The 12,463-nt window shown below is 32.6% G+C and carries 15 protein-coding genes; 6 read left to right on the top strand and 9 right to left on the bottom strand.

Annotated features, from left to right (window positions below):
• Positions 1 to 275: 275 nt before the first annotated feature.
• The 5 genes from ACGLWY_RS11695 (at position 276) to ACGLWY_RS11675 (ending at position 4,240) form a co-directional block, all read left to right on the top strand.
• On the top strand, positions 276 to 1,838 hold the full coding sequence (locus ACGLWY_RS11695; protein ID WP_396619847.1) for a right-handed parallel beta-helix repeat-containing protein: 1,563 nt from the start codon (positions 276 to 278) through the stop codon (positions 1,836 to 1,838).
• Positions 1,771 to 2,343 carry a hypothetical protein gene (locus ACGLWY_RS11690; RefSeq protein WP_396619964.1) on the top strand — a complete coding sequence of 191 codons (573 nt, stop codon included), beginning with the start codon at positions 1,771 to 1,773 and terminating at the stop codon, positions 2,341 to 2,343. The genes ACGLWY_RS11695 and ACGLWY_RS11690 overlap by 68 nt, the downstream gene beginning before the upstream one ends.
• A 252-nt stretch (positions 2,344 to 2,595) precedes the next feature.
• Positions 2,596 to 2,988, top strand: coding sequence for a hypothetical protein (locus ACGLWY_RS11685; protein WP_396619846.1), 393 nt, complete (start codon positions 2,596 to 2,598; stop codon positions 2,986 to 2,988).
• Between the two features lie 39 nt (positions 2,989 to 3,027).
• Positions 3,028 to 3,537, top strand: a complete 510-nt coding sequence (locus ACGLWY_RS11680) for a hypothetical protein (protein ID WP_396619845.1) — start codon at positions 3,028 to 3,030, stop codon at positions 3,535 to 3,537.
• 91 nt (positions 3,538 to 3,628) lie between these two features.
• A complete protein-coding gene (locus ACGLWY_RS11675; RefSeq protein ID WP_396619844.1) occupies positions 3,629 to 4,240 on the top strand; it encodes a YdeI family protein in 612 nt (203 codons plus the stop codon).
• Positions 4,241 to 4,306: 66 nt separating this feature from the next.
• Here ACGLWY_RS11675 and proB read toward each other — a convergent pair whose 3' ends face one another.
• The 9 genes from proB to nusB all read right to left on the bottom strand — a co-directional run bounded on the left by proB (position 4,307) and on the right by nusB (position 10,221).
• Positions 4,307 to 5,077 carry a glutamate 5-kinase gene (gene proB, locus ACGLWY_RS11670; RefSeq protein ID WP_396619843.1) on the bottom strand — a complete coding sequence of 257 codons (771 nt, stop codon included), beginning with the start codon at positions 5,075 to 5,077 and terminating at the stop codon, positions 4,307 to 4,309.
• Between the two features lies 1 nt (position 5,078).
• Positions 5,079 to 5,885, bottom strand: a complete 807-nt coding sequence (gene proC / locus ACGLWY_RS11665; RefSeq protein WP_396619842.1) for a pyrroline-5-carboxylate reductase — start codon at positions 5,883 to 5,885, stop codon at positions 5,079 to 5,081.
• 263 nt (positions 5,886 to 6,148) lie between these two features.
• Positions 6,149 to 6,340, bottom strand: coding sequence for a hypothetical protein (locus ACGLWY_RS11660; RefSeq protein ID WP_396619841.1), 192 nt, complete (start codon positions 6,338 to 6,340; stop codon positions 6,149 to 6,151).
• A 122-nt stretch (positions 6,341 to 6,462) separates the two neighbouring features.
• Positions 6,463 to 6,903: a GNAT family N-acetyltransferase gene (locus ACGLWY_RS11655; RefSeq protein WP_396619840.1), complete on the bottom strand. Its 441-nt coding sequence runs from the start codon at positions 6,901 to 6,903 to the stop codon at positions 6,463 to 6,465.
• A gap of 363 nt (positions 6,904 to 7,266) precedes the next feature.
• A complete protein-coding gene (locus tag ACGLWY_RS11650; protein WP_396619839.1) occupies positions 7,267 to 7,722 on the bottom strand; it encodes a hypothetical protein in 456 nt (151 codons plus the stop codon).
• Positions 7,723 to 7,810: 88 nt separating this feature from the next.
• The gene (locus tag ACGLWY_RS11645) at positions 7,811 to 8,212 is read right to left on the bottom strand and encodes a hypothetical protein (RefSeq protein ID WP_396619838.1); all 402 of its coding nucleotides are present in this window, start codon (positions 8,210 to 8,212) and stop codon (positions 7,811 to 7,813) included.
• 187 nt (positions 8,213 to 8,399) lie between these two features.
• Positions 8,400 to 8,681 carry a preprotein translocase subunit YajC gene (gene yajC, locus ACGLWY_RS11640; protein ID WP_396619837.1) on the bottom strand — a complete coding sequence of 94 codons (282 nt, stop codon included), beginning with the start codon at positions 8,679 to 8,681 and terminating at the stop codon, positions 8,400 to 8,402.
• 49 nt (positions 8,682 to 8,730) lie between these two features.
• Positions 8,731 to 9,195: a DUF1573 domain-containing protein gene (locus ACGLWY_RS11635; protein WP_396619836.1), complete on the bottom strand. Its 465-nt coding sequence runs from the start codon at positions 9,193 to 9,195 to the stop codon at positions 8,731 to 8,733.
• A gap of 81 nt (positions 9,196 to 9,276) precedes the next feature.
• Entirely contained in the window at positions 9,277 to 10,221 is a 945-nt protein-coding gene (gene nusB, locus ACGLWY_RS11630; protein ID WP_396619835.1) for a transcription antitermination factor NusB, read from the bottom strand.
• 462 nt (positions 10,222 to 10,683) lie between these two features.
• Between nusB and ACGLWY_RS11625 the strand changes: the two genes are divergently transcribed.
• A complete protein-coding gene (locus tag ACGLWY_RS11625) occupies positions 10,684 to 12,447 on the top strand; it encodes an ABC transporter ATP-binding protein (RefSeq protein ID WP_396619834.1) in 1,764 nt (587 codons plus the stop codon).
• The last annotated feature ends 16 nt before the right edge of the window (positions 12,448 to 12,463 follow it).

The raw sequence follows: 12,463 nt of genomic DNA, 5'->3' as shown, positions 1-12,463 counted from the left end.
AACTCGTTTAAACTCTTCATAATTAGCTAAAATTGTCCTTTTGCATTCGCTTTTTGTCTTTTCTTCCTTCCGTAGCCCTGCTATGCAACTCAAAAAAGCCTTCAACCGAACACAGGGCGGAGCGTAAAAATACCCCAGCGGGTTATTTTAGCGAACGAGCCAGCTGGCGTAAGGTTAAATTTTCGCTTTAATCAAAAAAGTTTAAACGAGTTCACTATACTATCAAAACAAAAGTTATATTTTTGAAGTCAATCAATTAAAATAACGACCGTTTAATGAAGCGTATTTTATATCTAATTTTCACCCTAGGTTTTATAATGCTTTGGAGTTCTTGCAGAAATGATTTTGAGTTTTCGCCAAATACTGGAAACCTTGAATTTTCAAAAGACACCGTTTATTTAGATACCGTTTTTACCAATATAGGTTCAAGCACTTACAATTTAAAAGTTTACAATAGAAGCGGTCATGATATTATGATTCCCTCAGTAAGACTCGCGCTAGGAAATGCGTCCAACTACCGCTTAAATGTAGATGGTATTGCTGGAAAAACATTCGAAAACATACCAATTCTAGCCAAAGACAGCTTGTTTATTTTTGTTGAAACAACCATAGATATTACTAATTTAGCGAATCCCGATAGCAAATTTTTATACACCGATCAAATAGAGTTTGATGCAGGCAGTAATCTCCAAAAAGTAGAACTTGTCACCTTGGTACAAGATGCTATTTTTATTTATCCCGATAGAGACAATACCACAAAGGTTATTGAAACCCTTAAATTAGACATCAATGGCGACACCGTAGAAACCGATATTCAAGGCCGTGAATTACTCCCTGAAGAACTGACTTTCACAAACGAAAAGCCTTATGTTATTTATGGTTTTGCTGCCGTACCAAATGGTCAAACTTTAACTATTGAAGCTGGTGCGCGCGTGCATTTTCATTCAGAATCTGGACTTATTGTAAGCGAAGGCGCTTCATTGCAAATCAATGGTAGTGTAAGCAGCGATCCCGAACTTTTAGAAAACGAAGTTATTTTTGAAAGCGATCGCTTAGAACCCGATTTCGCTGATATTTCCGGGCAATGGGGCGTTATTTGGTTGTTTGATGGCAGTGTAAACAACAGCATAAACTACACCACCATAAAAAATGCCACTATTGGTATTTTATGTGATGGCAATCCCAATATCGCTACCGAAAAACTAAAAATTACCAATTCGCAAATTTACAATTCCAGTAGTTTTGGCATTTTAGGTCGAAACACCTCTATTATAGGTGAGAATGTGGTAATTAACAATTGCGGGCAATCGGCATTTGCTGGGACTTTTGGCGGTAAATACAATTTCACACATTGCACCATTGCCAATTATTGGAGTGGCTCTAGAGAATTCCCCGCGGTTTTATTGAATAATTTTATTACCGATGCAGATGACAATGCCATTGTAACCGATTTAGCCCAAGCCAATTTTAACAATTGCATCATCTACGGAAACGACAATCCAGAGATTCTTTTAGATGAAATTGAAGACGATGCAGTGGTTTTCAACTTTAAATTCACCAATTGTCTCATTCGTTTTGATAGTAGAAACACGAATTTTACAGGTGCTAATTACGATATCAACGATCCCACACATTATGAGGGTACTATTTTTAACCAAGACCCACATTTTAAAGATACTAATAAAAACATGCTTGTAATAGGTGAAGATTCTGCCGCCATAAATAAAGGATTAGCAACATTTGCAACCCAAGTACCGTTTGATATTTTAAATGTTAATAGAACATCAGCACCCGATATTGGAGCTTATCAGCATATTGTTTTTCCTGTGGAAGATTGATGAGATATTATTATTTGAGAGAAAAAAAAATTTTAACTTCATTAATGATAGTTTGAAAGAGTATAGCGTAAGTTTTAGCAATAATGCCATTCTATTGACTGAAAGTAACGGGGTTGATTATGGAATTTTAATTGAATTTACTGATGAATATGTCGACTCTTTTAAGACTATCACGCCTTCAAACATAACAACATTATCTGAGAGAATATATAAAAAAAACTCTGATAATAATATTATATCGTATATTGGTTCATCCACTAAATCAATATACTCTAAATATGTAAAGGGAAACATAAAGCCTATTTTCCTTTCTGAATATTATGAAGATTACTTCCTCGTTTTTGGCTTAAAGAATACTTGGTCGGCTGTGAAACATTTTATTAAAAAAAATGGATTTGATCCAACTGATGAATTACGTTCTGATATTGAAAAAAATTGGGGTTTTGAGCTAAAAAGAGAAGTTAGGTTTCCACTTTTATTAAAAATAGGAATAATAAAAATATAATTCTTGATTGACGTCCGGTGATAAAACCCAACAGGTTTTGTTCGTGGTTTGTTAGGGTTTTTGCCACGCTATGGTTTAGGTATATTTTTGTTAGATGAGGGCTTGAGCAAAGTGTAAATGAGAGTGCAATAAGACTTCGTTCGTGTCCATCGGAAAATCCTCGCTCATAACCATGCCAGTTCCCACATACAAAAACGTTACCCATACAGAAAAAACACTACAAATAAAAAATAAATTTTGTACTTTTAGTATATGAACTTTCTAAGAAATATATTATTTTTTAATGTTGTGGTTATTATTGTGTTCCACGCCTTAATTCCTCATAAACACCATGGGGAAATGACTGAAGAAGAACATAATATGACCCACAAAAATGCTACTGGAATAATTGACATTATTGGTTTGGCATTTCATCAAGGTTCATCCAATAATTTAGATAATTATATTATATCAGAACAACATTCATTGAACAAAGTTGATTTCAATGGTTTGGTTGTTTTTGCAGGTATATTTTCAATAGATTTCAAATTATTTCCAACAAATGAAAGGCCGACTACGACAATTCGACCTGATATTATATCTAACACCTATATTATAAATTCAAATGGACTGAGAGCACCTCCCAGTTTTGATTCTTACTCATAGAATTTCAAATTATTATCAAAATTTTAAAAAGTAAAAATCATGGATTTAACACATATTCATTTAATATTAACGCATTTCCCAATTGTCGGAACAATAATCGGGATTGGAATTTTGGCTTATGGACAATTTGCCAAAAATGATGACGTAAAAAAAGTAGCATTAGTAACTTTTGTACTTATGGCTATTTTGACAATACCCGTTTTTTTAACAGGTGAGCCAGCAGAAGAAAGCGTAGAACATCTTACAGGAGTTTCGGAAAACATCATCGAAGAACATGAAGAACTTGCCAAAAAAGCAATTTGGTTAATGGGCTTATTGGGAGTATTTTCCCTGATAAGCTTTTACGCAATTATTAAGAAAACAACTTTTGCAAAAATGATGACACTGATAACTTTAGTTATTTCATTGACTACATTTGGGATTTTTGCAAAAGTGGGCAACTTAGGTGGACAAATTCGTCATACCGAAATCGGAGTAAATAGCAACAATGTCCAAGAAGAAAATAATAGTGAAATGGCAAACCCATATAATGAAGATGATGATGATTAAATAAAGTAAAAATACTAACATAAGAACTGAGCTAAAACATTGTTAATTTAAGCATCTAAACAGTAAATTTCAAAGCATTAAAAAGTAATAAATGAAAAAAGTAAATTCGGTTGAAGAATATATTGAAGAACATACCCTATTTAGTGATGCATTAACACTTTTACGCAGTATTATTAACAGCACCGAGCTAGAAGAATCTATAAAATGGAACGCTCCTATCTATGCTCTTGATGGTAAAAACGTGATTGGTCTGGTCGCTTTTAAGCATTATTTTGGTGTTTGGTTTTTTAATGGTGTTTTTCTTAAAGATGAAAAAAACTTACTGCAATCTGCTCAAGAAAAAACTAGAGGTTTAAGGCAAATGCGTTTTGAATCTATTAATGATATTGATAAAAACAGTGTTTTAGCTTATGTAAAAGAAGCCATTGAGAATCAAAAACTGGGTAAGGAAATAAAATCAAACAAAACAACAAAAAAAGATATTGTGGTTCCTGAGAAACTTCAAAAACATTTAAAAGATAATGCCGTTTTATTTGATGCTTTTAAACTTTTAACACCAAGTAAACAGCGTGAATATTGTGAGTTTATTGCCGAAGCTAAACGCGATGCCACTAAACAAACACGCCTAGATAAAATAACACCTATGATTATACAGGGCGTTGGACTAAATGATAAATACAAAAATTACAAAGAGACTATCTAAATAAAAAAAGGTTGCTTGGAACTATAGTACCAAGCAACCTTTTTATAACGACTAAACCTGTTTTAGTTACAATGATACTTTGGTACCAACCGGTTTACCATCTATAATATCGATAATAACATTATCGGTTTTTCCATTTACAATGTAAGTGGGAATATTATTAGCCGCTGCTTGTTGTGCATAATCTAGTTTTGAGCCCATACCACCACGGCCTTCTTCTTCACTTTTATTATTGTCTTCAATATACTTATCTAAATTTTCATGTGGACCAACATTTTTCACCAAACTACTGTTTAGTGCATCGGGATGTCCTGTATAAAGTCCATCAATATCTGTTAAAATAATAAGTTTATCGGCATTTATTAGTTGTGCAATTAAGCTTGCCAACTCATCATTATCTGAGAACATAGACATGGTAACCGACACTGCATCATCTTCATTAGCTATGGGAATAACACCTTCATCCAATAAACCTTCACAGCAATTAATCATGTTTTGTCTGTGTACCCCTGGACTAAAATCACGTTTAGTAGGCAATACTTGGGCACATTTCATGCCATAATCGTGAAAAATATCGTAATAAAGACGCATCATACGTGGTTGCCCAATAGCAGAATATACCTGACGACGTTGCGTTCTATTTTTTATTTTGGACTTGCCTAAAACTTCTTTCCCTGCAATTACAGAACCAGACGATACGAGTATGCAAATAATGTCACGGTCATAAAGTTCGGCTATTTGTTTTACCAAATTACGTAATACGGGTCTAACAATTCTATTGTCTCTGTTGGTCATTACATTAGTACCAACTTTAATAACTATTCTTTCTTTATACATTTTAATATTCCTTTCCTAATTCAACAGCGCGATTAAACGCAGCAAATGCCGCTTCCTTTATTAATTCGTTTACATTATTGTCTTGCATGGAATCTAGCGCAGCACGGGTTGTTCCACCTTTTGAAGCCACTTTTTCCATCCAAGAATTAGGTGATAAATTAGATTGATTGAAAAGCTCGACCGCACCAGTAAAAGTTTGACTTACCAAAACTGTGGAATCGTTTTTTGAAAACCCCATTTGTAAGGCTGCTTCCATCATACTTTGCATAAAATAAAAGACATAGGCGGGTCCGCTTCCTGAAATACCAGTAGAAGCATCAATGAAACTTTCATTGGATACGCGCATAGATTTTCCTGTGGTATCTAATAAACTTTCAACGGTTAGCATTTCTATTCTAGAAACCTCTGGCGATATAACATACGATGTTAAGCCCTTCCCTATTTGCGCAGGCAAATTTGGCATGGCTCTAACTATTTTATTCAGTCCAGTTATTTCTTTTATAGAAGTTATGGAAACACCTGCCATTATGGATACTAAAATTTGTTGTGGCTGCACAAGTGGTTTTATGGCTTTAAAGACACTTTCGGCATGGTATGGTTTAACGGCTATAAATATAATATCTGCTTGCGGAACACAATCTTTTAACTCGCTAAAAGCATCAAAATGTGATATTTGGTGAAGCTCTTCAAGTTTTTCTTCAGATTTATCTAAAACCATGATGTTTTTTTTCTTTAACAATCTTGATTTAGACATACCTTCGGCATAGGTAAGCCCCATGTTACCCGCCCCTATTACTAGTACTTTCATTTTTTTTATTTGTGTATTTGTTAATTTATTTTATGTATATCCGTTTTGTGCCATATCGCTTATTTTCACATCACTTTGAATTTGTTTATTCATAAATATCTATTTAAAATTAAGTAAGGGATTCATGAATCTTCGCTGTCAGTAGCTAATATTTTCTGATTATCAGCAATTTACAAACGACACCCTGAAACAAGTTCAGGGTGTCGAATGCGTTATGATTAATCACGGATAATTACGGACAATCAATTTGCTTTTTTAAATTATTAAACGAATAGCATACAATCATTACAGTCTTTTACTTCTCCATAGTAGGTCTCTCTATATTTATGAAGTGTTTTAACAGGCAACCCAAGCAGGTACTTTTTTATATAAGTAACCTTTGTGGTTAATTCACCCATTTTTATACTGTGTCGCTTTTCGTATACTGTTTCTCTTTTTATATATATAATTTTCATATGCTTATATTTATTGTTTTTTAATCGTCATATGGAACACCCTTTATAACCATCTTCTTGTGTATCAAGCTTTTTCTCATGGGTGTTTCATCTGTTTATTATAATTTGAATTAAGTGATTGGTTAATTCCTAACCAGTCTCATTTCTATATTTCTTGGTTCAAAACCCTGTTTCTCAAATAACTCAACCACAGGATTATCTTTGTTTATATGTGTTGAAATATCGCCATCGCAATATTTTATGGCATGTTTAATTAATTCTTTAGCAATTCCCTTTTTTCTAAACGCTGTTTTTACAGCTATGTAAACCAATATGTTTTCCGGTATATATTCGTTCATACCTGTTCTGTTTACTACTGTAGCCCCTAAAATTTCGTTATTATGCTCCATAACAAACACATAACCACCTAATCCCGGAACCTCTTTTGCAGCATATAATATGGCCTTTCTAATGGCACTTTTTGTATCTCTGGCATCATCAGAATATTCAAATAAAAAATTAGTTATGCGATTTATATCAATAATTGATAGCCTTGAAAAGGCATCAAAGGTTTTTATAGTCATTAATATATATTGTTTTTAATCACATCTAAACCAGTAATAGATGCAACTAATTAAGGATATAAATACTTATGCTGTAAGTACTTAAATAAAAAATAGGTGATTGATAAAGCGTACTATTTAAAGATAGAACCTCTATTTGGAGGTGCTAGGAGGAATAAATTTATCGGATTGTGTCCTAAAAACTAAAAAGTTAAAGTTGAATATTCTACAGTTTTGTCTTTCATGAAGTCTCTTGCTCATACTGCAAACATACGAAAATTGACTGCTAATAGCAAATATCCCTTGTTAAGGTAATGATAAGCTTTAACATACAACAACAAAAAGCTCCTTTTTCAAGGAGCTTTAAAATCAAATAATTATGGATTAAAATAAACCTAAACTAACCCTCGGTGTACGTACGTTTACACTAGTAGTAACCGTGCTTCGTTGAGGATATCTATGGTAATAATAATTGTCGTATCTATAATAATAAAACGATGCATGGTGGTAATAATGCGGACTGTGATGGCAGTGTGCATCACAATGCTCGTAATGGTCTGCATAAGCATCTCTTTTACCTTTCATATATGCTCTGTAAGCTTTTCTATCTCTTTGCTTTAATTCCTTTTCATAGGCTTTTTGCTCTTCCCAAAAAGCATCTTCTTCAGCTTTTGTTTTGGCAGCAAATTGTTGTTCGTACTTAGCGTCTTCTATGGCTCGTTGTTCATAATATGATTGACTATCTATTTTAGCTTCAGAAGTTGTTTTGGCTTCTTGGGCATTTATTATAGAAGAAACAAATATTATAAAAAACATAATCAGTGCTTTAATTGATTTCATAACTTATAATTTTATATTAAACTTTAATTACTCTGATTCTATATTTAAGACAACTTAAAACATCTTTACCCTACCTTAAAAAAATATTTTAATTTTTAGTAGACAAAGAAGATATTCTTCTAGTTGATTTTAATATGCTTTTTTGAGTTGATAATTTCAAATCGTTTAACTCCTTCATTTGACTAAATCTACTTTTATCAATTTTGTTTTGAGACAAATACAGTTCGAATTCTAAAATATAGCCTAGCATTCTCAGTTTATTTTTCAATTTAATTCTTTCAAAGCTCAAATCGGCCAAACGCTTAGTTTCTAAAACATCTAGCATTCTTGAAAAACCAAATGGCATTAATGCAGATGCTAAATAGTGTTTTTCACTACCTAACTCTGTATTGGATTTTTTACCAGAAAAATATTTAAACCTAGATAAGACAAAGGAATCCCTAGGATGTTTGGACAAAATGCTTTTTTCTTGAAATGCATACAGTGCCAAACAATTAATTGTTAAAAGCATGGATAAATACATAGCCTAAACGATTAAGTTAACGAAGCATTCAACATTAAGACAGCTTTATAATTATTTACCCTACTTTCTAGCTGAAGTGATTTAAGCTTTTTATAAAACAAGAAAGGCTTCCTGATTAGGAGGCCTTCTTAATTTTTTTTATACGAAACTAGTTTTATGCTTGTGCGTTAGCTTTGACGCTTAACTCCATAGAAATTGCAGAACGCTCAAACTTAACTTTTCCAGACATGGTTTCTATAATACATGTTTGGTCTTTATCGTTAAGTTCTAATATTTTACCATGCAATCCGCTTTTGGTAATAACTTTATCGCCTTTTTTTAATTCAGCATTGAATTTCTTTTCTTTTTTAGCACGTTTCATTTGTGGTGCAATCATAAAGAAATACACAACCACAAACATTAGTATAAACGGTAAAAATTGACCGATTCCTTCCATTGTTTTTTAGTTATATGTTAGTTATTTGTATGCTACTTTTGTAGCAGTGTTAATTAGTTGTTGTAGCATTAGGATCTTTTACGAATGCTGAAATTTTAACAACCTCAGACCCTTTTTCGGTATTGGCTGTTACTGTTATGGTTTTTGTTATTTTGTTGGACCCGCTTCCGTTGTACTTAACGGTAAACTTACTTGTTTTTCCTGGTGCTAAAGGTTCTTTACTCCAATCTTCTGGCACCGTACAGCCACAAGAACTTTTAATATCTGTTATAACAAGAGGTGCATTTCCTGTGTTTTTATAAGAAAAAACCGTTTCAACTGATTTATTCTTTTCTATTTCTCCAAAATCGTGTTCGGTTTCATTAAATTCAAGTACAGGAAATTTAGACGCATTGGCATCCCTAAGGGCTGCCGCCGCTACATTAGCGTCATCTACTTTTTTAGAAGCATCCTCTTTACAAGAAGTAAAAACTATTAAACTAAGGGCACTTAATCCTAATATTATTTTTTTCATTATTAAGCTATTTTTGTTCAAGCAGTAAAAATAGGAATTATTTAATCTATTAAAAACTTTTAATAGCTTCTTAACACAAATTTACAGCAATCCGCGACCTACTTTTTTTAAGGTTCCAGCCTCTTCATACTCTTTTACCAATTTATCTAAAATACCATTTATAAAAATGCTGCTTTTCGGAGTAGAATATTCTTTGGCTATTTCTAAATATTCATTAATAGTCACTTTTACAGGAATAGACGGAAAGTTTTTTAATTCACAAATCGCCAATTGAAGCAATACATAATCTACATTGGCAATGCGGTCTGAATCCCAATTTTGTGTTTTCTGTTCAATTTCTTTATTTAATGCTGTTCTATTTAAAAGGGTTTTTCTAAATAAATCGATGGCATACTGCTTATCGTCTGTATCTTTATAAAGTTTTGGCGTAAAATAACCTCCTCCCGATGTACTTTTTGCTTTTCGTAATAATTTTAAAATAGTGGTGTTTACCGTTGGCAAATCGTCTAACCAAGTTAAGTTCTTATCTTCCAAATAGTCGTAAAGCTTATCGTTTGGCGCTATAATGTCTTTAAATACATCTACAATGAAATCTTTGTCCTCTTTAAAATCGGACACTTTGGTTGTCATGTATTCCTTATACAAATCGCTAGAGGTAATGGCTTTGAAAATAACATCTACATATTCACCATCAAGTTGCCAATTTGTTATGTTATGTATCTCTAACTGGTTTTTTAACTGAAAATCCGCTGCCAGAAGTTCAAGAAGCTGGTTGTTTACAAACTTTCTGTTGGGATCTTTATCTTCTTTGGTTGCTAAATGCTTTTTTTGTTTTTTCTCTAAATCGTTTTCGGCTCTTTTTTGAACCTCCAATAACAAAGAAAGAAGCAATAGGTACAAGTTGTACATATTATCTATACTAAACAGTAAAAACTTTTGATCTTTACTAAAATCGTCACTTTCTCCTCCTTTAAAGGCATACATGGTTTGCATTACTTTTACACGGATATGTCTTCTGTTTAGCATAATTACAAAGAACTTAAATTTATATAACCGAAAAATTTTTAATTTCGAGTTGCAAAAATAACACTATTTTAAAAAGTTACTTCATATTTTTTGTTTTTATTATTTTAACATGTGCGTTCGATGTAAGCTTTAGAGACTGTCTAAGTTTTATCTGTTTGATTATAATACTTATAAGCACTCATGTCAGGTCGAACGCAGTCGAGACCTAACTAAATTTCCAACTTTCAAGAACCTCTCGGCTTTAGTTTATCTTAAACATTATCAAAAATGGAAATGTGTTTTTATTTGAAGCTTGCGAAAGACTCAAAGAGACATCCTTTTGTTTTAAAGTTAGGATGCATTCTTAGTACTTTATGCTATTTTTAACACTTACTAAATAGCTATTAAAGCTATATATGCTTTTAAAACTTTATATTTGCTAACTTAATTAGTACTATCTCCCTATATAGATTAGACCTTTAAATGAAAGAATTACAGCACTTAAATAAATACTTTTTAAAATACAAAAAACAGCTTTTAATAGGTACTGTAATTACTATCATAGCTAGAATATTTTTGCTATATACACCACGTTATGTTCGGGAAATTTTTGTTGTTATTGAAAAATATTTAAAAGGCGGGGTTTCTGAACAGGTTGTAAAAGCAGAATTAACCGAAGTTATCATCTACATTATTGGTGCCGCATTAATTGCTGCCATACTTACGTTTTTTATGCGTCAATATATCATTAATGTTTCCCGTTATATAGAATTTGATTTAAAAAATGAGATCTACAACCAATACCAGAAACTCTCTTTAAACTTTTATAAAAAGAACAGAACGGGCGATTTAATGAACCGTATCAGCGAAGATGTTGGTAATGTACGTATGTATGCAGGACCTGCCATTATGTATAGCATTAATACCGTCACCCTTTTTATAATTGCGCTTATTTACATGTTTAATGAAGCTCCTAAACTGGCTTTATACACGGTGCTACCTCTACCCATATTATCAATTGTAATTTATAAATTAAGTAAAGAAATACACCATAGAAGTACCATTGTACAACAATTTCTATCTAAACTATCTACTTTCACACAAGAATCGTTTAGTGGCATTTCGGTTATTAAAGCCTACGGAATTGAACCACAAACTGCTACCAATTTCAAATCGTTAGCTACTGAAAGTAAAGAAAAACAAATAAACCTCGCTAAAGTACAGGCATGGTTTTTTCCTATGATGATTTTGCTTATTGGCACCAGTAACTTACTGGTTATTTATGTGGGTGGTATGCAATACATTAATGGTCAAATTGAAAGTTTAGGAACCATTGCCGAATTTATTATTTATGTAAACATGCTTACATGGCCCGTAGCAACGGTGGGTTGGGTAACCTCTATTGTGCAACAAGCCGAAGCTTCACAAAAACGCATTAATGAGTTTTTAAAACTGGAACCCGAAATAAAAAACATGGTAGAGGAACATACCATAATCAATGGAGATATTGTTTTTAACAACGTAACCTTTACATACGATGACACCAATATTCAAGCATTAAACGGCGTAAGTTTCCATATAAAAGAAGGCGAAACCTTAGCTATTTTAGGAAAAACAGGTTCTGGAAAATCGACTATTTTAGATTTAATTGGCCGTCTTTATGATATTGATGGTGGTTCTATTTTAATAAATGGCATTCCTATTAAAGATCATAACTTAACCGATTTAAGAAAAAGCATTGGCTATGTGCCCCAAGATGCTTTTTTGTTTTCAGATACCATTAAAAACAACATTAAATTCGGGAACCAGAACGCTACAGATGAAGAGGTTATTGAAGCTGCCAAAAATGCCCAAGTACATAAAAATATTATTAAATTCAATAATGGATACGATACTATTTTAGGTGAACGTGGTATTACGCTTTCGGGCGGACAAAAGCAACGTGTTTCTATTGCGCGAGCAATTATAAAATTACCGGAAATTTTATTGTTCGACGACTGTTTATCGGCTGTTGATACCGAGACTGAAGAAAAAATATTAAAGAATTTAACAAAAATAACTAAAGGAAAAACATCTATTATCGTGGGCCACAGAGTATCTTCTGCAAAAAATGCCCATAAAATTATAGTGTTGGATAATGGTAAAATAGTTCAAGAAGGCACACACGAAACACTTATAAATGTAGAAGGATACTACCGACACCTATACTTAAAGCAATCAAGTGAAGCTTCTTCAAATAAAGACTAACACCCTTTACTACTTG

The sequence above is a fragment of the Mariniflexile sp. HMF6888 genome (assembly GCF_044335535.1).
Lineage (GTDB): Bacteria > Bacteroidota > Bacteroidia > Flavobacteriales > Flavobacteriaceae > Mariniflexile.
This window is presented reverse-complemented; position numbering and strand designations above follow the sequence as displayed.